Genomic DNA, 18,584 nt, shown 5'->3' with positions numbered 1-18,584 from the left:
CCGGTGCGGGGGCGACGGGCCGTGCCGGTCGAGCGCTAGTTTCCGCTGCCGTCCTGGCCGGCGGTGCCGTCGGTCGGGCCGTCGGTCGGCTGGCTGGCGACCCCGCCGTTGGCCCGGCGCTCCAGCACGCCCCGGTTCAGGTAGACCTCGATCATGTCGTACAGGATGTCCCGTGCCTGCGTGTCGGTGGAGCTGATCCGTTCCCCGTCGGCGCGGGTGACCACGCAGTAGGCCAGGTAGTGGCCGCGGACCTGCCAGCCGACCCGGGCGGCCGCCGTTGCCACCACCTCGGTGTTCTTGTCCGCGGCCATGCCGCGGAACCGGCCCTGCCGCTCGTCCAGGATCGGCCGGATCCGGTCGCGCGCCCGCTGCGCGCTGGCCACGTCGGTGAGGTTGAACAGGCCGGCGGTGAGCAGGTGGTCGCCGTCCGCGGAGCGCAGGGTGGCCCGGACCACCTGGTTGCAGCCGAGGCGGACCAGCAGGTCGGCGACCTCACCGGTGGCCGCGACCGCGCAGCTGCCGCTGGAGTGCGTCTTGAGCACCCGGTACGCCGGCTGCCCGTCGGCCACGACCAGCTGCTGGCCGGGGAAGACCTCCTTGGCGGTGAGCGCCGCCTGGTCGGTGTCCCGCGAGTCCAGGTCGTGTCCGTCGGCCGCGGCGGACTGCTCCACCACCGGCTGGCTGCTCTGCTGGCCGGCCTGCGGCGTGGCGGTGCGGTCCTCGAGGAGGGCGGCGACGGCGAGCCCCGTGAGGGCGAGCAGCATGAGTACGGCGGCGCCACCGATCAGCACCTGCCAGGCCCGGCCGCCGCCGCGCCGACGCTCGGCGTGGCGGGAGGGGGCCAGGTCCAGCGGATCGGTGGTCCGGACCACGGGGTCGGCCGGGGCCGCCATCTCCGGTCCGGGCGCGGCGGCGGGCGTCGGCTGCGGCACGGGCGGTGCGGGCGGCGCCACCGGCGTGGGCTGCGGCACGGGAGCGGGCTCCCGGGGCGGGGCGGGCCGGCTGGGCGCTGGAGCCGGTGCCGGGCGCGGCGGGGCCGGCGCCCGGGCGGCCTCGACCGCCGGGGCGGGCCGCACCGGCGGCGGCAGCGACGGGGTGGGGAAGCGGGACGGCGAGGGACCCGCCGGTGGAGCCGCCGCGGCACCGGGCCCGGACGGGTCCGCCCCGGGTCTCGGGTACTCCAGGAAGGCGTCCTCATCGGACTCGTACCGATACACCATGTTGGCTAGAGTAGGGGCCATTGTCCCTTTCGTGGGTAATATCGCGAAATTCCGGCGGAGTGGCGTGGGATCCTGCCCGGCGCACCGTCGCCGATGCCGCTACCGGCCGGTGCGACAATTCCCGACGTGACCGGCGACCACTACTTCACCGCTGAACCCACGACCCCCGCCCAGCCGCGTGAGGTCGCGTTCTCCGTCGCCGGGCGCGACTACACCCTCGCCTCGGCCAGCGGCGTCTTCTCGGCTGCCCGCCTCGACCCCGGCACGGCCGTCCTGCTGCGCAAGGCCGACCTGCCGGGGCCCGACGTCACCGGCCCGCTGCTCGACGTGGGGTGCGGCTTCGGGCCGATCACCTGCGTGCTGGCCAGCACCGCGCCGGCCGCCACCGTCTGGGCGGTCGACGTCAACCAGCGGGCCCGCGAGCTCACCGCCGCCAACGCCGCCCGGGTCGGCGCCGCCGACCGGGTGCGGGTGGCCGCGCCGGACGCCGTACCCGCCGACGTCGCCTTCGCGGAGATCTGGTCCAACCCGCCGATCCACATCGGCAAGGCGGAGCTCCACGAGCTGCTGCGGCGGTGGCTGCCGCGGCTCGCCCCGGACGGGGTGGCCTGGCTGGTCGTCGCGCGGCACCTCGGCGGCGACTCGCTGCACCGCTGGCTGGTCGAGCAGGGCTGGCAGGTCGAGCGGCACGCCAGCCAGAAGGGCTTCCGGGTGCTCCGGGTCACCCGGTAATCGAGTGTCGCGCAGGCCCTCCCCTCGGGCAGGATGCCAGCGTGGGATACGTGGACGTGGCAGGGGCCGGGCACATCCTCCCGGATGGCCGGGAGCTCTTCGCCGACGTGTCGTTCCGGGTCGGTGAGGGCGCCAAGGTGGCCCTCGTGGGCCCGAACGGCGCGGGAAAGACGACCCTGCTGCGCATGGTCGCCGGCGACCTGCCGGTGAAGACCGGTGCCGTCGCCCGCTCCGGCGGGCTCGGCGTCATGCGCCAGTTCATCGGCATGATCGGTGACGAGTCGACCCTCGCCGACCTGGCGCTGTCGCTCGCCCCGCCCGCCCTGCGCGACGCCGGCCGCCGCCTCGCCGACACCGAGGCGGCCATGCGGGCGGCCGAGGTCCGCGGCAAGTACAGCAGCGCCGCCGGCAAGGCCCAGCTCGCGTACGCGGACGCGCTGGCCGCCTGGGGCGAGACCGGCGGGTACGACGCCGAGGTGCTCTTCGACACCGTCGCCACCATCGTCCTCGACCTGCCGTGGGACGCCGCCCGGGAACGGCCGGTGCGGACCCTGTCCGGCGGCCAGCAGAAGCGGTTCGCACTGGAACTGCTGCTCCGCGGCCCGGATGAGGTGCTCCTCCTCGACGAGCCGGACAACTTCCTCGACGTGCCCGGCAAGCGCTGGCTGGAGGCCCGGCTGCGCGAGTCCGGCAAGTCCGTGCTCTACGTCTCGCACGACCGGGAGCTGCTGGCCCAGACCGCCGACCGGGTGGTCGCCGTCGAGGGCGGGAGCGCGTGGGTGCACCCGGGCGGCTTCGCCAGCTGGCACGAGGCCCGGGTGGCCCGGCACGCCCGCCTCGACGAGCTGCGCCGCCGCTGGGACGAGGAGCACCAGAAGCTGCGCGAGCTGATGCTCATGTACAAGCAGAAGGCCGCGTACAACGACGCGATGGCCTCCCGCTACCAGGCCGCGCAGACCCGGCTGCGCAAGTTCGAGGAGGCCGGGCCGCCGCCCGTACCCCCGAAGGAGCAGGACATCCGGATGCGCCTGACCGGCGGGCGGACCGGCAAGCGCGCGGTGATCGCCGAGCAGCTGGAACTGGACGGCCTGACCTACCCGTTCGACCTGGAACTCTGGTACGGCGACCGGGTCGCGGTGCTCGGCGCGAACGGGACGGGGAAGTCGCACTTCCTGCGCCTGCTCGCCCGCGGCGGCACCGACCCGGACCCGGCCAACATCCCGGTCGACGGGGCGAAGCTCGCGCCCGTCGGGCACGACGGGGTGGTCCGCCTCGGCGCCCGGGTGCGGCCCGGCCACTTCTCCCAGACCCACGACCGTCCGGAGCTCATGGAGAAGACGCTGGTCGACATCCTGTGGCGGGGCGACGAGCACCGGGCCGGCATGGACCGGCACGCCGCCATGGCGGCGCTGTCCCGGTACGAGCTGGCCGGGCAGGGCGACCAGCGGTTCGGCACCCTTTCCGGCGGCCAGCAGGCGCGTTTCCTGGTGCTGCTGCTGGAGCTGTCCGGTGCGACCCTGCTGCTGCTCGACGAGCCGACCGACAACCTCGACCTGGCCTCCGCCGAGGCCCTCGAAGCGGGCCTCGACGCGTTCGCCGGGACGGTCGTCGCGGTCACCCACGACCGGTGGTTCACCCGGTCCTTCGACCGGTTCGTGCTGTTCCGGGGCGACGGCGAGGTGGTGGAGACCCCGGAGCCGGTCTGGGACGTCGGGTGACCGCCCGGCCGGCGGCATAGGGTGGATCTCGTGACTGAGATGACCTACCGCCGGCTGGGCGACTCCGGACTCGTGGTGTCCGTGGTCGGCATCGGCTGCAACAACTTCGGCCGCAAGCTCGACCTCGACGGCACGCGGGCGGTGGTCGACGCCGCGCTCGACGCCGGGATCAACTTCTTCGACACCGCGGACATCTACGGCGAGCCGCAGGGCGGCTCCGAGGAACTGCTCGGGCAGGCGCTCAAGGGCCGCCGGGACGACGTGGTGGTCGCCACCAAGTTCGGCATGGACATGCACGGGTTGAACGGGCCGGACCACGGCGCCCGGGGCGCCCGCCGCTACATCGCCCGGGCGGTCGAGGCGTCCCTGCGCCGCCTCGACACCGATCACATCGACCTCTACCAGATGCACGAGCCCGACCCGGGCACCCCGATCGACGAGACCCTCGCCGCGCTGGACGACCTGGTCACCGCCGGCAAGGTGCGCTACCTCGGCAACTCCAACTTCGCCGGCTGGCAGATCGCCGACGCCGACTGGACCGCCTCCTCCCAGGGCCGGACGCGCTTCATCTCGGCGCAGAACCACTACTCGTTGCTGGAACGGTCCGTCGAGGCCGAGGTCATCCCGGCGTGCGAGCGGTTCGGCCTGGGCATGCTGCCGTTCTTCCCCCTCGCCAACGGCCTGCTCACCGGCAAGTACAAGCGGAACGAGAACCCGCCCGCCGGCAGCCGGCTCTCGGGCGGCGGCCGGTACGCCGAGCGCCTCGCCGCCGCCGACTGGGACACCATCGAGGCGATCTCGGAGTTCGCGGCGCAGCGCGGGCTCAGCATGCTCCAGGTGGCCATCGGCGGGCTCGCGGCCCGTCCGGCGGTGACCTCGGTGATCGCCGGCGCCACCACGCCCGAGCAGGTAAGCGCCAACGCCGAGGCGGGCACCTGGCAGCCCACCGACGAGGACCTCGACGCCCTCGACGCAATCCTCTGACCCACCCCTCGCTGCCCCGGCGCCGCCCTTGAGGTGCCGGGGCAGCGTGCTGTCCACCGTGGCTCGACGAGGGCATCCGGACAGCATGACGTGACCGGGAGATCACCCGCTGTCCCCAACCTCCATGCGGGACGGTCGGTGGGAAATTCCCCACCTGCCCCTTGGCGGATCCGCGCCCGCGTCGTACGGTAGGCCCGCAAGTGACCCACGGGAGCCCGGTGCCACCGGGCTGAGAGGGGGGCTGGAAGCCCCCGACCGTCGAACCTGATCCGGGTAATGCCGGCGCAGGGAGGAGTGTTGCCGTGCCGTCCCTGGGACGACTGCATCTGATCACCGACACCCGGCCGGGGCGGGACCCGCTCGGCGTGCTGCGCGCCGCCCTGCCGGTGGCCCGCGCCGAGCTGGTCGTCCAGGTCCGGGTCGAGGACGACGCCAGCGACCGGGAGGCGTACGAGCTGGCCCGGCAGGTGGTCGGGCTGTGCCGGCCGTACGGGGCGACGTGCCTGGTCAACGACCGGCTGCATGTGGCGCTGGCGGTCGACGCCGCCGGCGGGCACGTCGGCGCGGAGGACCTGCCCGTCGCGGCCGCCCGCCGGGTGCTCGGCGCCGGCGCCCTGCTCGGCGCGACCGCGCGGGAGCCGGGCGGCGCCGCCGCGGCGGTCGCCGCCGGGGCCAGCTACCTGGGCGTGGGCCCGTGTCACGCGACCACCACCAAGTCCGGCCTGCCCGACCCGATCGGCCCCGCGGGGCTGCGCGCGGTGGCGGGTGCCGTGGACGTGCCGGTGATAGCCATCGGCGGGGTGACCGTCGCGTCGGTGCCGGCGTTGCGGGCGGCCGGGGCGTACGGGGTGGCGGTGGTCGGTGCGCTGTCCGGCAGCCCCGATCCCGCACGTACGACCGCCGAGCTGATCGCGGCGCTGACGTGCTGACCCGACCGGACGTCGCCATCGTGGGGGCGGGACCGGTCGGGCTGGCGATCGCGTGGCGCTGTGCTTCGCGAGGGCTGCGCGTGACCGTCCACGATCCCGCACCCGGCTCCGGCGCCTCGCACGTCGCCGCCGGGATGCTCTCGCCGGTGGCCGAGGCGTACTTCGGCGAGCACGAGTTGACCGGCCTGCTCGCCGAGTCCGCCGCCCGCTGGCCCCGCTTCGCCGCCGACCTGACCGACGCGGCCGGCGCCGACATCGGGTACCGCGCCGACGGCACCCTCGTGGTCGGGCTCACCGCCGACGACCTGGCCGAGGCGCGGCGGCTCTGGTCGTACCAGCAGGGGTTGGGACTGCCGATCACGCCGCTGCGCCCCTCGGAGCTGCGCGACCGCGAACCGGCGCTGGCCCCGCGGGTGCGGGGTGGCGCGGTCGCCCCCGGCGACCACCAGGTCGACCCGCGCCGGCTGGTTCCCGCGCTGCGGGCGGCGGCCGAGCGGGCCGGCGCGGTGCTGCGCCCGGACCGGGTCGGCGCGCTGTCCGAGGTGGACGCCGGGCTCACCGTTGTCGCGGCCGGCTGCGGCGCCGCCGCGCTGACCGGGCTGCCGGTCCGGCCGGTCAAGGGCCAGGTGCTCCGGCTCCGCGCGCCCGGTCGCGGCGCGCCGGGCTTCCGGCACGTGATCCGGGGGTACGCCGACGGCGAGTCGATCTATCTGGTTCCGCGGGACAGCGGCGAGGTGGTGGTCGGGGCGACCGTCGAGGAGCGCGCCGACACCGAGGTGACCGCGGGCGCGGTGCTCCGGTTGCTCCGCGCCGCCGTGGACCTGGTGCCGGAGCTGGCCGAGTACGACCTGGTCGAGGCGATCGCCGGGCTGCGCCCCGGCACCCCGGACAACGCGCCGATCATCGGGCCGCTGCCCGGCCGCCCCGGCGTGCTCGTCGCCACCGGACACCACCGGCACGGCATCGTGCTCACCCCGGTCACCGCCGACCTGGTCACCGAGCTGATCGTCACCGGCGAGCCGGATCCGCTGCTCGCCCCCTTCACCCCGGTCCGGTTCGGGAAGGAGCCCACGTGGAACTGATCGTCAACGGCGCGGGACGGGACCTGCCCGGCGGCTCGACCGTCGCCGACGTGGTCCGTGCGGTCACCGAGCAGGAGCGCGGCCTGGCGGTCGCCGTGAACGGCGAGGTGGTGCCGCGCGGCGGCTGGACGGCCACGGTGCTGCGCGACGGCGACCGGGTCGAGGTGCTCAGCGCCGCCCAGGGCGGGTGAGCCCGATGTCCTTCGAGATCGGTGGCGTCGGCTTCGGCTCCCGGCTCATCCTCGGCACCGGCGGCGCGGCCAACCTGCACTTGCTGGAGCAGGCGATCCGCGCCTCCGGCACCGAGCTGGTCACGCTGGCGCTGCGCCGGGTGGACACCGCGCCGGGCGCCGCGGGCGGCCTGCTCGACCTGCTGGACCGGTGCGGGGTACGGCTGCTGCCGAACACGGCCGGCTGCTACACGGCGTCCGAGGCCGTGAAGGTGGCGCAGCTCGCCCGGGAGGCGTTCGACACCGACTGGGTGAAGCTCGAGGTGATCGGCGACGAGCGCACGCTGCTGCCCGACGGGGTGGAGCTGCTGCGCGCCGCCGAGGAGCTGGTGGCCGACGGGTTCACGGTGCTGCCGTACACCTCGGACGATCCGATCCTGGCCCGGCGGCTGGCCGACGTGGGCTGCGCGGCCGTGATGCCGGCCGGCGCACCGATCGGCTCCGGGCTCGGGGTGAGCAACCCGCACCACATCCGGCTCATCCGGCAGACCGTCGACGTGCCGGTGATCCTCGACGCCGGCATCGGCACCGCCTCCGACGCCGCGCTCGCCATGGAGCTGGGCTGCGACGCCGTGCTGCTGGCCAGCGCCGTCACCCGGGCCGCCGACCCGGTGGCGATGGCCACCGCCATGCGGCATGCGGTGCGGGCGGGGCGGCTGGCGTACGGGGCGGGCCGGATCGCGCGCCGCTTCCACGCCCTCGCCTCCACCCCCGACGAGGGAAGGCCCGACCTGTGACGGCCGCGGCCGCAGATCTTGGTAGGAAACGGCCCCTCGAGGGGCCGAAACCCTCCAAGACCTCGGGCGATGCCGTGCCGTCCGGCGTCGTGCTGCTCACCGATCGGTGGCAGGCGCGGCGTCCTCTCGCCGAGGTCGTTCGGGCGGCCGTCGCCGGGGGAGTGCGGTGGGTGGTGCTGCGGGAGAAGGACCTCTCCCGGGTGGCGCGGGCCGCGCTGGCCGCCGAGCTGCGCGCCATCCTCGCCGACGCCGGGGGGAGGCTGATCGTCGCCGGGCCCGACCCGCTCGACGGCGACGCCGTCCACCTGCCGGCCGCCGGCCCGTACCCGCCGCCGGCCGCCGGGCTGGTCGGCCGCTCCTGCCACGACGGCACCGAGCTGGCCCGACTGACCACCGAGGACTACGTGACCGTCTCGCCGGTCTACCCCACGAGGACCAAACCCGGCTACGGGCCACCCCTGCACCCGGCGGGGCTCCGCGAGCTGATCGCGACCAGCCCCGTGCCGGTGCTCGCCCTGGGCGGCATCGAAACCCCGGCCCAAATCCGGGAGTGCGTGGCGGCCGGCGCCGCCGGGGTGGCCGTGCTCGGCGCCCTCATGCGCGCCGACGACCCCACCGAGATCGCCGCCAAACTCACCGAAGCGGCTGGCCTGACCGCCCGGAGTGGGCACGGTCGGCCGCAGACCCCCACCGCAACCACAGAGGACAACGAGTGACCCCGAGGACCACACTCACGATCGCCGGATCAGACTCCGGCGGCGGCGCCGGCATCCAGGCCGACCTCAAGGTCTTCGCCGCCCTCGGCGCCTACGGCACCAGCGTGCTCACCGCGGTCACCGCGCAGAACACCCGGGGCGTGGACGCCGTGCTGCCCCTGCCGCCGCAGACCGTGCGCGACCAGCTCGACAGCGTGCTGGGCGACTTCGACGTACGCGCCGTGAAGACCGGCATGCTCGGCACCCCGGCGGTCGCCGACGCGGTGGCCGAGGCGGCGAAGGCGGGCCGGCTGCCCCACCTGGTCGTCGACCCGGTGCTGGTCGCCACCAGCGGGCACCGGCTCGGCGTGGTGTCGGCCGTCGAGCGGCTGCTCCCGTACGCCGAGGTGGCGACGCCGAACTGCGCGGAGGCCGCGGCCCTCACCGGACGCCCGGTGACCACGGTCGAGGAGATGGTCGCGGCGGCCGAGGCGCTGGCGGCCGCCGGCCCGGCGCACGTCGTGGTGACCGGCGGCGACGTCGACGCGGCGGGCGAGTCGGTGGACGTCCTGGCCGGCGGCGGCGCGACCACGTTGCTGCGCGCGCCCCGGGTGCCGACCCGGCACAACCACGGCACCGGCTGCTCGTTCTCGGCGGCGATCGCCGTCCGGCTGGCGGCGGGCGACCCGGTGCCGGTCGCGGTGGCCGCTGCGAAGGAGTACGTGACCCGCGCGCTGACCGGCGCGCGGCACTGGGAGCTGGGCGCGGGACGCGGCCCGCTGGACCACTTCGGCTGGTCCGCTTGAGCGACAGGGAGGCTGTCATGCAGGCACGTCGCAAGGTCTACGTCGAGGGGTCACGCCCGGACATCCGGGTGCCGTTCGCCGAGGTGGAACTGACCGGGGACAATCCGCCGGTCCGGCTCTACGACACGTCCGGCCCGGGCTCCGAGCCGGAGGCGGGGCTGCCGCCGCTGCGCGGGCCGTGGATCGCCGAGCGCGGGGATGTCGCCCCGGTGCGGGGCGCCGGCACGCCGCTGGCGGGAAGCCGTCCGACCCAGCTCGCCTACGCGCGGGCCGGAACCGTCACCGCGGAGATGGAGTTCGTGGCGATCCGGGAGGGGGTCGCGCCGGAGTTCGTCCGGGACGAGATCGCGGCCGGGCGGGCCGTGCTGCCGCTGAACGTCAACCACCCCGAGTGCGAGCCGGCGATCATCGGCAAGGCGTTCCTGGTCAAGGTCAACGCCAACATCGGCACCTCGGCGGTGACCTCCTCGGTGGCCGAGGAGGTGGAGAAGCTGACCTGGGCCACCCGGTGGGGCGCGGACACCGTCATGGACCTGTCCACCGGCAAGCGGATCCACGAGACCCGCGAGGCGATCGTGCGGAACTCGCCGGTGCCGATCGGCACCGTCCCGATCTACCAGGCGCTGGAGAAGGTCGGCGGCGACCCGGTGAAGCTGAGCTGGGAGGTGTTCCGGGAGACGGTGGTCGAGCAGGCCGAGCAGGGCGTCGACTACATGACCGTGCACGCCGGGGTGCTGCTGCCGTACGTGCCGCTGGCCGTGGACCGGGTCACCGGCATCGTCTCCCGCGGCGGCTCGATCATGGCGGCCTGGTGCCTGGCGCACCACGAGGAGAACTTCCTCTACACCCACTTCGAGGAGCTGTGCGCGCTGCTCGCCCGGTACGACGTGACGTTCTCCCTGGGCGACGGGCTGCGGCCCGGCTCGATCGCGGACGCCAACGACGAGGCGCAGTTCGCCGAGCTGCGCACCCTGGGCGAGCTGACGAGGATCGCCTGGGCGCACGACGTGCAGGTGATGATCGAGGGCCCCGGCCACGTGCCCATGCACAAGATCAAGGAGAACGTGGACCTCCAGCAGGAGTGGTGCCACGAAGCGCCGTTCTACACGCTCGGCCCGCTGACCACGGACATCGCGCCCGCGTACGACCACATCACCTCGGCCATCGGCGCCGCCATGATCGGCATGTTCGGCACCGCCATGCTCTGCTACGTCACGCCGAAGGAGCACCTCGGTCTGCCCGATCGCGACGACGTGAAGGCGGGCGTGATCGCGTACAAGATCGCGGCGCACGCGGCCGACCTGGCCAAGGGACACCCCGGGGCGCAGGCTTGGGACGACGCGCTCTCGAAGGCCCGGTTCGAGTTCCGCTGGGAGGACCAGTTCAACCTGGCGCTGGACCCGGAGACCGCCCGGTCGTACCACGACGCGACGCTGCCGGCGGAGCCCGCGAAGACCGCGCACTTCTGCTCGATGTGCGGGCCGAAGTTCTGCTCCATGAAGATCACTCAGGAGCTGAAGGAGTACGCGGCGCGCGGCATGCGGGACAAGTCCGAGGAGTTCGTGGCCGGCGGGTCGCGGGTCTACCTGCCGCTGGCCTGAGCGTCAGCGGGGAGCCGTGCCGCTGGTCGGCGCGGCTCCCCGGCGGGCTCAGTCGCGGTGGTGCCGGCCGGTACGCAGGGACCGGGCGTCGTCCGCGTTGTCGTCCGAGGCGAGGCCGGCGACCCAGTCGACGTACTCCTCGTCCTGCGCGGCGAGCGGCTCGGACTCGCGCTCGACGTCGCCCGGCTCGGCGCCCTTGCCCCGGTTACGCCGGAACAGGCTGCGCCGGGCCTTCGACTTCCCGCCGCCCGCCTCGGTGGTCGCGTCGGCCCCGGACAGGTCGGCGTGCCGGCCGGGTGCACTGCCGGCCACCTCGGGGGCCGGACCGTCCCAGGACGGAAGGACCGACCGGGTGGCCCCGGGGGCGTGACCGGTGCCGCCGGTGGTCTCCTGAGCCGAGCCGTTGGTCTCCGCGGTCCGGCCGGTGGCCTCCGGGGTCCGGGCAGTGTGGCCGGTGGTCTCCGGGGTTCCGCCGGTGTGGTCCGTCGTTTCCGGTTTCCCGCCGATGGGGCCGGTGGTTTCCGGGGCCCGGTCGGTGGGTGGCGGGCCGGCCGGGCGCGCGTTCGCGAGGGCGTCCCAGCCGGTGCTCCGGCCCAGGTCGGGCAGGGCGCGGTGCCGGGGACGCGGGGCTGGCTCGGGCCGGGTGACGCCCGCGCTGCCGGTGCCGTCGGCGTCACCGGTCCGGCCGGCGTTCGGGGTGCCCGGTGCGGCCGGTTCGGTGCCGCGCGGCGCCACCGGCCAGTTCGCGGCGGGGGCGACCGGCCAGGCCGGCCGGACGTTGCCCGGGGTCACGTCCTCGAACATCGGAATCCGCGGCCGGGGCGACGCCGGGGGTTCGGGCAGTTCGGCGGGCGCCGGGTCGAAGAAGAAGTTCCGCCGCTCGCCGCCGCTCGGGCCGGCCTGGGCCGGCGCCCCTGGTACGTCCGCGCCCCTGGCCTCGCCGGCCGGGCGCCGCCGTTCACCAGGGCCGGTCCGTTCGTCCGCGCCGGTCGGCCCGGTGGGGGCGCCCGAGGGCGTTTCCGCGGCGGCCGGCGTGGTTCCGGCCGGCTCGATGGTGCTGTCCGGCGTGGTTCCGGCCCGATCGATGGTGCTGTCCCGCTTGCTGCCGGCCTGCTCCACGGTGCTGTCCGGCCTGGTGGTCGCCGGTTCGGCCGTGGTGTCCGGCGTGGTCGCGGGCGGTTCGGCGGTGCTGTCCGCTGTCGCGGTGGTCGGCTCGGTGGCGGCCTGGTGCGGGGCGGTACGGGTCGTGCGCGGCTTGCGGGTGCGCTTGGGGCGCCCGGCCGAAGCCGGGGCGGGTTCGCCCGCCGCCTCCGCCCCGGCCGCCCGGGTGCCGTCGTCGGCCGGGCGAACCGCCGGCGGGGCCTCGTCCGACGACCGGGCCGCCGGGAGCGAGTCGTCGACCGCCGGGGCCGGTGCGGGCGCCGCCTTCGAACGGGTCGCCGGTGGCGTGCCGTCGGCCGGCCGGGCCTTCGCGGGCACGTCGTCCGCCGGCTCGGTCGTCCGGGAGTCGCGGTCCGCGGAGCGGGGCGCGGGAGTCGCGGCGCGGCCCCGCTTCGATCGCGTGGCCCGCGTCGGGGCCGCCTCGGCCGCCGTCTGGGCAGGGGAGGCGTCGGCCACCGGGCGCTCGGCCGCCCCGGCCGCCGCCTCCGTACGGTCCAGCGCCGGGCTCGCCCCTACGGACGGCGCTCCCGTCCGGTCCGACGCCGGGTCAGCGGCCATGGACGGCGCTTCCGCCCGGTCCGGCTTCGGGTCCGGGGTCACGGACGGCGCTGCCGTCCGGTCCGGCTTCGGGTCCGGGGTCACGGACGGCGCTTCCGTCCGGTCCGGCTTCGGGTCCGAGGTCACGGACCGCGCTTCCGTCCGGTCCGGCTTCGGGTCAGAGGCGACGGGCCGCGCTTCCGTCCGGCCAGATGTCCCCGTGGCCTCGGCGTGCGCTGGCATCCGGGGGGCCGGCTCGGTCATCGGGACGGACGGTGTGACCGGGGCCGACTCGACCGTCGGGGCCGGGCGGCCGGCGGCGAGCACGTCGATGGCGGAGGTCCGCCGTCCCGGGGGCGGCGATCCGGGGAGCTGACCGGCACCGATGTCGTCCGACCGGTCCCGGTGAGCGACGTCCGGACCCTGCTCCGGCGGGAAGGCCGGCTCGAACCGCTGCCGGTCCGAGGTCGGCTCGTGGACCACGCCCGTTGTGCCGTCGGCCGGCGCGGGCCGGTCGTCGGGCTCGGGGGCCAGGTGCCTCGCGGTGATCCCGTCCGCGGTGGAGCCCGGCTCGGCAGCCGGCCGCTCGGCGTCGTGCGCGACCGGGGTCCGGTCGGTCACCGCGCCGGTGGCGGAGGAGGACCCCTCCTCGCGGGCGGGATCCGACGCGTACACCGGGGTCGGTTCGTCGCGGCCGGCCGGCCGTTCGGACCCGGGGCCGTCGACGGGCCGGCGGGTGAGCCCGGCCGGTACGGGCGCCGGGGCGAGACCGCCGGCGGCCGGCCAGTCCCAGTGCGCGGGGCTCGGCGCTCCCGCGGGGCGCGCGGTCACCGGGGCGGTGGGAGCCGGGTGAGCGGCGTCGTGGGTGGCGGGCGACGGCGGCAGGGGCTGGAGGATGTCGGTCGGTTCGATGGCGTGGGGCCCGGCGGCCGTGGTCGCCGGTCGGGGCAGCACCGTGGCGGCGGTCGAGCCGAGCGCTCCGGCGGCGACCGCGATGAGGGCGCCGTAGTAGGGCGCGAGCTGGTAGCGGTCGGCCGCGGTGCCGGGACCGGCGGTCAGGTAGGCGAAGGCCAGCAGGACCGGGCCGGCCGCCCCGGCCGCGCCGCCGATCACCGGCAGGTAGCCGGCGCGGCGGGCCAGCGCGCCGACCGCCGCGCCGGCCAGCAGGGCCAGCGTGGGCAGCAGCAGCATGGCGAGGCGCTGGGCCGCGGCCGGGTCCAGCCAGGACGGTTCGAGCACGCCGAGGCGCACGGTGGGCAGCGTGCCGGCGGATGCGACCGACGGCGCGACGGAGATCAGGGCGAGCAGCCAGACGGCCGCGGCGGTGAGCACGATGCTCCAGCCGAACGGCGGCTTGAGCAGCACGGCGATCGCCGCGCCCGCCCCGACCACGGCGCCGAGGATCGCGCAGATGCCGACCGCCCACACCGGGTCGACGGTGTTGCCCAGCTCCGCGGCGCGGGCCGGCTGCATGCTGAGCGGTGCGACCACGACCGCGCCCAGCCCGCTGAGGCCGGCGATGGAGAGCACCTCGGTGGTGCCGGCCGGGGCGTCCCGGCGGGTGAGTCGTTCGGTGAGGACGGCGCCGGCGACCGTCGCGACCGCGGCGAACCAGCCGACCCAGGCGAGCTGGGCGGGCCACCGGTTCACCGAGTCGTCGACGAACGCGCCGTCGAGGCGTACGACGCCGAAGCCGTACGCGATGCCGAGCTGGCCGGCCCCGGCCAGCACGCTCACCCCGAGCGCCGTGAGCAGCAGCCTGCCCCACGTCCGAAAGGCCATGTCGGGCACGTTACGGCCCGGTGCGGCCGCCCGCTACTTACTCGCCGAGGTTGATGTCGACCTGGCTACTTAAGCTCGACCAGCCGGGCCAGGTACGTGGTGTCACCGACGTTGGTCAGCATGTGCACGGCGCCCGGGTCGCGGTAGACCACCCCGCCGGTCGGCTCGTCGGCGTCGATCGTCGTGCCGTCGATGGTCTGCACCACGTTCTTCGCGCCCTCGATGGCCACCACCAGATACGGGTGGTCGTGCCGGTGCAGCGGCTGCCGCTCGCCCGGCGCCAGGCGGATGTGCCAGACGCGTACCCGGTCGTTCTCGAAGACGATCTCCTGGCCCACCGGGCCGAGTTCGAGGTCGGCGGAGAGTTCGGTCATCGTGGTCCGTCCAGTTGGGGGAGCACCTCGGCGGCGATGAGCTCCACGTGGTCGAGGTCGTCGAAGTCGATGAGCCGCAGGTGCACCCGGGTGGCCCCGATCGCGGCGAACTCACCGAGCCGGTCGACGAGCTGGGCGGGGGAGCCGACCACCGGGTCCTCCGGCGGGAGCGCGCTCTTGACGTGCAGCGGCGCGGCGCGGCGCTGGGCCTCGGCGTCGGTGCGCCCGATCGCCACGACGACGCCGGCGGAGAGCACGAGCGGCGCCCGTCCCGACGCGGTGCGGCCGGTCCGGTCGCACGCCTCGCGGACCCGCTCGTACGCGGCGGCCGTCTCGGCGACGGTCTTGAACGGCATGTTGAACTCGTCGGCGTACCGGGCGGCCAGTTCGGGGGTGCGCTTCGGGCCCCGGCCGCCGACGATCACCGGCGGGCCGGGCTGCTGCACCGGCTTGGGCAGCGCGGGCGCGTCGACCAGCCGGTAGTGGTCGCCGGTGAAGCTGTAGGTCTCGCCGGGCGGGGTTCGCCACAGCCCGGTGACGACCTCCAGCTGCTCGGCCAGCCGGTCGAACCGTTCGGTGACCGCCGGGAACGGGATGCCGTAGGCGGTGTGCTCGCGCTCGTACCAGCCGGCGCCGATGCCCAGCTCGACCCGGCCGCCGCTCATCTGGTCGACCTGGGCGACCATCACGGCCAGCGGCCCGGGCAGCCGGAAGGTGGCCGAGGTGACCAGGGTGCCCAGCCGGATCCGGGAGGTCTCCCGGGCCAGCGCGGCGAGCGTCAGCCAGGCGTCGGTGGGGCCGGGCAGGCCGGGCTCGTCGCCCATGGCCCGGTAGTGGTCGGCCCGGAAGAAGCCCTCGAAGCCGGTCTCCTCGACCAGGCGGGCGAACCGGAGCTGGTCGTCGTAGCCGGCCCCGCGGTGCGGCTCGGTGAAGACGGACACGCGCATGGTCACCGCCCTCCCGCGGCGACGCCACCGGTGGCGTCGCGCTCCATCAGCAGTTCGTGCAGCTCGGCGCTGATCCGGGCCACCTCGGCCAGGTGCGCGTGGCGGCCCAGGGTGCGGGGCCGGGGCACGGACACCTCGACCACCTCGCGGATCCGGCCGGGACGCGGGCTGAGCACGACGACCCGGTCGGCGAGCAGCACCGCCTCGTCGATCGAGTGGGTGACGAAGACGATGGTCGCCTTCGTCTCCATGTGCACCCGCTGGAGCTCTCCGGAGAGTTCCTCGCGGGTGAGCGCGTCGAGCGCGGAGAAGGGCTCGTCCATGAGCATCACGCGGGGCTCGCCGATCAGGGACCGGCAGAGCGCGACCCGCTGCTGCATGCCGCCGGAGAGCTCGTGCGGGAGGCGCTTCTCGAAGCCGCCGAGCCCGGCCATCTCCAGCAGCTCGCGGGCCCGGTCGCGGTGCCTGGCCCGGCTCCAGCCGAAGATCTCCACCGGCAGCAGGACGTTGTCCAGCACCGTGCGCCAGGGCAGCAGCGCGGGCCGCTGGAACAGCATGGCGATGTCCCGGCGGGGCTTCGTGATCGGCGTGCCGGCCACGGTGATCTCACCGTCGCTGACCGGGAGCAGGCCGGCGATCATGCGGAGCAGGGTGGACTTGCCGCACCCGGAGCGGCCGAGGACCGCGACGAACTCGCCCTCCGCGACGTCGAGGTCGATGCCGCGCAGCGCCTCGACCCGGCCCGAGCGGCCGTCGAAGGTGCGGGACACCCCGGACAGTCGGATCATCCCCGCCGGCTCCCTTCCAAGGTCGCGATCGCGAGCCGGGACAGCGTAGCGGGCGTGGCTCCTCATAGCACCATCCAGGGTGGACGTCAGTCTCCTTTCCGTCAGGCAACTTCGTTTCCGTTCCGCAACCCGTACGCCCGCCTGCCTTCATCGGCCTTCTCGTACGCTGTTGCGCGCGAAGAGTCCCCTCACGACGGTCCCGTCGGCTGCCCCCTCCTGCCGACACCGTCGGACCCACGACCCGACCGGGCGAACGTGCCCTGGTCGGAAAGGACATGGTGCACTGATGAGAAGGCTGACCCGTTCGGTCGCCGCCGCGGCGCTGGCCACCGCCCTCGCCCTCGTCGGCGGTTGCAGCAGCGACTCGGACAAGTCGGAGGACGCCAAGGCCGGCAACGGCGCCGCGCTGGAGAAGGTGACCTACCTCACCTCGTTCGGCAACTTCGGCCGTGACTCCTACGCCTGGGTGGCGAAGGAGAAGGGCTTCTTCAAGGAGGCCGGCTTCGACGTCGACATCAAGCCCGGGCAGGGCACCGGCTCGGTCATCCAGACCATCACCGGCGGCCAGGCCGACTTCGGCCCGATCGACCTGACCGGCGGCATCCTCCAGCTCGGCAACGGCCAGGCCAAGGACTTCGTCGCGGTGGCGGCGATCCAGCAGCGCACCATGGCCGCCATCGTCTCCGTCGAGGGCAAGAACATCGCCACCCCGAAGGACCTCGAGGGCAAGAAGCTCGCCGACACCCCCACCTCCGTCGTGCGCAACCTCTTCCCGACGTACGCCCGGCTGGCCGGCATCGACGGCAGCAAGGTGACCTGGGTCAACGGTGAGGCGCAGGGTCTCATCGGCATGCTCGGCTCCGGTGCGGTCGACGGCATCGGCCAGTTCGTGGTCGGTCAGCCCACCGTCGAGGCGGTGGCCAAGAAGAAGCCGGTCGTGCTGCCCTACAGCAACGTGATGCAGGACCTCTACGGCAACGTGCTGATCACCTCCAGCAAGATCGCCAAGGAGAAGCCGGAGATGGTCAAGCGCTTCACCACGGCGCTGCTCAAGGGCCTGGAGTACTCGCTGGCCCACCCGGACGAGGCGGGCGAACTCCTGAAGAAGAACGTGCCGGCCGCCAACCCGGCCGCGTCCGCCGCCGAGCTCCAGCTGATGGCCGCGTACGTCCGCTCCAGCAACTCCGGCACCGCCATCGGCACGCTGGACAGCGGCCGGGTCGCCAAGAGCATCGCGCTGCTCCAGGGCGCGGGGGCGCTCAAGCAGAACCTCACCCCCGACCAGATCATCGACTTCAACCTCGCGCCGAAGGCCTGACCGGTCGGCTCGGGCAACGGGGGTGCGGCCCGCCGGGACACCCGGCGGGGCGCACCCCCTTCGCGTGCCGGTCGTCGGGCCGGCCGAGAGAGGAGGACACGTTGACGCAGTTGACCGGGACCCGCGCCGAGGCGCCGGCGCCGGCGGAGCCCGCCGTCGCTCCGCGGCGGCTCGTCGTCCGCCCGGCGGCGGTGGGCCTGCCGGCGCTCGGGCTCGTCATCGCGGTGGCCGCCTGGTGGCTGGTCACGTCGGGGCTGCACCTGGTCCATCCGGCCGCGCTGCCGCCGCCGCAGGCGGTGGGGCGTTCGCTGGTCGACGCCACCGACGTGCTGCTGCCGGCGCTGGGCATCACCACCTGGATGACCCTGCTCGGCTTCCTGCTCTCGACGCTCGCCGGGGTGCTGATCGGGATGGCGCTGGCCGCCTCCAGCCGGGTGGAGCGGATGTTCGCCCCGCTGCTGGTGGCGATCAACGCGGTGCCGAAGATCGCCTTCGGGCCGCTGCTGGTGGTCGCCGTGGGCTGGGGCCAGAAGCCCATCCTGACCATGGTGTTCCTGCTCTGCTTCTTCCCGATCGTGCTGTCGACGGCGACCGGGCTGACCACCACTCCCGCCGATCTGGCCGAGCTGGGCCGGTCGCTGAACGCGTCCTGGTGGCAGGCGTTCCGGAAGGTGCGCTTCCCGGCCGCGCTGCCGCAGATCTTCGTCGGACTGAAGGTGGCCATGCCGCTGGCCGCGATCGGCGCGGTGATCGGGGAGTTCTATTCGGACCGGCCGGGGCTGGGCTACCAGATCCTGCAGTACAACGGCATGGGGGACACGGCGACGGCGTGGGCGGCGATCGTGCTGGTGGCGGTGATGAGCATCCTGCTCTACTCGGCCCTCAGCCTCGTCGAGCGCCTGGCCCTGCCCTGGGTCCGCGCCACCACCTCCGCCCGCTGACC

17 protein-coding genes and 1 riboswitch are annotated in these 18,584 nt (G+C 74.9%); of the genes, 12 read left to right on the top strand and 5 right to left on the bottom strand.

Annotation, left to right across the window (positions count from 1 at the left end; genetic code table 11):
- Positions 1–35 precede the first annotated feature (35 nt).
- Entirely contained in the window at positions 36–1,220 is a 1,185-nt protein-coding gene (locus GCE86_RS22000) for a hypothetical protein (protein WP_239543167.1), read from the bottom strand.
- A gap of 126 nt (positions 1,221–1,346) precedes the next feature.
- Here GCE86_RS22000 and GCE86_RS21995 point away from each other — a divergent pair, with 126 nt between their 5' ends.
- The 10 genes from GCE86_RS21995 (at position 1,347) to thiC (ending at position 10,734) form a co-directional block, all read left to right on the top strand.
- Positions 1,347–1,952 (top strand): class I SAM-dependent methyltransferase, encoded by a 606-nt coding sequence (locus tag GCE86_RS21995; protein WP_154228710.1) that lies wholly within the window; start codon positions 1,347–1,349, stop codon positions 1,950–1,952.
- Between the two features lie 41 nt (positions 1,953–1,993).
- On the top strand, positions 1,994–3,670 hold the full coding sequence (locus tag GCE86_RS21990; RefSeq protein WP_154228709.1) for an ABC-F family ATP-binding cassette domain-containing protein: 1,677 nt from the start codon (positions 1,994–1,996) through the stop codon (positions 3,668–3,670).
- Between the two features lie 39 nt (positions 3,671–3,709).
- Positions 3,710–4,654, top strand: coding sequence for an aldo/keto reductase (locus tag GCE86_RS21985; RefSeq protein WP_154230620.1), 945 nt, complete (start codon positions 3,710–3,712; stop codon positions 4,652–4,654).
- A 198-nt stretch (positions 4,655–4,852) separates the two neighbouring features.
- Positions 4,853–4,962, top strand: a riboswitch (TPP riboswitch).
- Positions 4,957–5,583 carry a thiamine phosphate synthase gene (locus GCE86_RS21980; protein WP_154228708.1) on the top strand — a complete coding sequence of 209 codons (627 nt, stop codon included), beginning with the start codon at positions 4,957–4,959 and terminating at the stop codon, positions 5,581–5,583. (Overlaps the previous riboswitch by 6 nt.)
- A complete protein-coding gene (gene thiO, locus GCE86_RS21975) occupies positions 5,577–6,665 on the top strand; it encodes a glycine oxidase ThiO (RefSeq protein WP_154228707.1) in 1,089 nt (362 codons plus the stop codon). Before GCE86_RS21980 ends, thiO begins: the two co-directional genes overlap by 7 nt.
- A complete protein-coding gene (thiS, locus tag GCE86_RS21970; RefSeq protein WP_154228706.1) occupies positions 6,656–6,856 on the top strand; it encodes a sulfur carrier protein ThiS in 201 nt (66 codons plus the stop codon). Before thiO ends, thiS begins: the two co-directional genes overlap by 10 nt.
- Positions 6,853–7,632, top strand: a complete 780-nt coding sequence (locus GCE86_RS21965) for a thiazole synthase (RefSeq protein ID WP_154228705.1) — start codon at positions 6,853–6,855, stop codon at positions 7,630–7,632. The genes thiS and GCE86_RS21965 overlap by 4 nt, the downstream gene beginning before the upstream one ends.
- 74 nt (positions 7,633–7,706) lie before the next feature.
- Complete coding sequence (locus GCE86_RS21960; protein ID WP_244317040.1) at positions 7,707–8,348, top strand: thiamine phosphate synthase; 642 nt, start codon at positions 7,707–7,709, stop codon at positions 8,346–8,348.
- Entirely contained in the window at positions 8,345–9,133 is a 789-nt protein-coding gene (gene thiD, locus GCE86_RS21955) for a bifunctional hydroxymethylpyrimidine kinase/phosphomethylpyrimidine kinase (RefSeq protein ID WP_154228704.1), read from the top strand. The genes GCE86_RS21960 and thiD overlap by 4 nt, the downstream gene beginning before the upstream one ends.
- A gap of 17 nt (positions 9,134–9,150) precedes the next feature.
- Positions 9,151–10,734 carry a phosphomethylpyrimidine synthase ThiC gene (gene thiC / locus GCE86_RS21950; protein ID WP_154228703.1) on the top strand — a complete coding sequence of 528 codons (1,584 nt, stop codon included), beginning with the start codon at positions 9,151–9,153 and terminating at the stop codon, positions 10,732–10,734.
- Positions 10,735–10,782: 48 nt separating this feature from the next.
- On the opposite strand, the gene GCE86_RS21945 is transcribed toward thiC, so the two are convergent.
- From GCE86_RS21945 to GCE86_RS21930, 4 genes are all read right to left on the bottom strand, one after another.
- Positions 10,783–14,214 carry a hypothetical protein gene (locus tag GCE86_RS21945; protein WP_154228702.1) on the bottom strand — a complete coding sequence of 1,144 codons (3,432 nt, stop codon included), beginning with the start codon at positions 14,212–14,214 and terminating at the stop codon, positions 10,783–10,785.
- A 65-nt stretch (positions 14,215–14,279) separates the two neighbouring features.
- A complete protein-coding gene (locus GCE86_RS21940) occupies positions 14,280–14,588 on the bottom strand; it encodes a cupin domain-containing protein (RefSeq protein WP_154228701.1) in 309 nt (102 codons plus the stop codon).
- Positions 14,585–15,535 carry an LLM class F420-dependent oxidoreductase gene (locus tag GCE86_RS21935; RefSeq protein ID WP_154230618.1) on the bottom strand — a complete coding sequence of 317 codons (951 nt, stop codon included), beginning with the start codon at positions 15,533–15,535 and terminating at the stop codon, positions 14,585–14,587. Before GCE86_RS21935 ends, GCE86_RS21940 begins: the two co-directional genes overlap by 4 nt.
- Positions 15,536–15,537: 2 nt before the next feature.
- A complete protein-coding gene (locus GCE86_RS21930) occupies positions 15,538–16,323 on the bottom strand; it encodes an ABC transporter ATP-binding protein (RefSeq protein WP_154228700.1) in 786 nt (261 codons plus the stop codon).
- A gap of 286 nt (positions 16,324–16,609) precedes the next feature.
- Here GCE86_RS21930 and GCE86_RS21925 point away from each other — a divergent pair, with 286 nt between their 5' ends.
- Entirely contained in the window at positions 16,610–17,641 is a 1,032-nt protein-coding gene (locus tag GCE86_RS21925) for an ABC transporter substrate-binding protein (protein ID WP_154228699.1), read from the top strand.
- Positions 17,642–17,742: 101 nt separating this feature from the next.
- Positions 17,743–18,582 carry an ABC transporter permease gene (locus tag GCE86_RS21920; protein WP_154228698.1) on the top strand — a complete coding sequence of 280 codons (840 nt, stop codon included), beginning with the start codon at positions 17,743–17,745 and terminating at the stop codon, positions 18,580–18,582.
- The last annotated feature ends 2 nt before the right edge of the window (positions 18,583–18,584 follow it).

The sequence above is a fragment of the Micromonospora terminaliae genome, from assembly GCF_009671205.1.
Classification (GTDB): domain Bacteria; phylum Actinomycetota; class Actinomycetes; order Mycobacteriales; family Micromonosporaceae; genus Micromonospora; species Micromonospora terminaliae.
Note: the sequence above shows the minus strand (reverse complement) of the source record. Positions and strands in the feature narration are given on the sequence as shown.

Bases quoted from the DNA above. Each gene is read 5' to 3' on its own strand.
- GCE86_RS22000 (WP_239543167.1), bottom strand. From the start codon at position 1,220: ATGGTGTATCGGTACGAGTCCGATGAGGACGCCTTCCTGGAGTACCCG.
- GCE86_RS21985 (WP_154230620.1), top strand. From the start codon at position 3,710: ATGACCTACCGCCGGCTGGGCGACTCCGGACTCGTGGTGTCCGTGGTC.
- thiC (WP_154228703.1), top strand. From the start codon at position 9,151: ATGCAGGCACGTCGCAAGGTCTACGTCGAGGGGTCACGCCCGGACATC.
- GCE86_RS21945 (WP_154228702.1), bottom strand. From the start codon at position 14,214: ATGGCCTTTCGGACGTGGGGCAGGCTGCTGCTCACGGCGCTCGGGGTG.
- GCE86_RS21940 (WP_154228701.1), bottom strand. From the start codon at position 14,588: ATGACCGAACTCTCCGCCGACCTCGAACTCGGCCCGGTGGGCCAGGAG.
- GCE86_RS21935 (WP_154230618.1), bottom strand. From the start codon at position 15,535: ATGCGCGTGTCCGTCTTCACCGAGCCGCACCGCGGGGCCGGCTACGAC.
- GCE86_RS21930 (WP_154228700.1), bottom strand. From the start codon at position 16,323: ATGATCCGACTGTCCGGGGTGTCCCGCACCTTCGACGGCCGCTCGGGC.
- GCE86_RS21925 (WP_154228699.1), top strand. From the start codon at position 16,610: ATGAGAAGGCTGACCCGTTCGGTCGCCGCCGCGGCGCTGGCCACCGCC.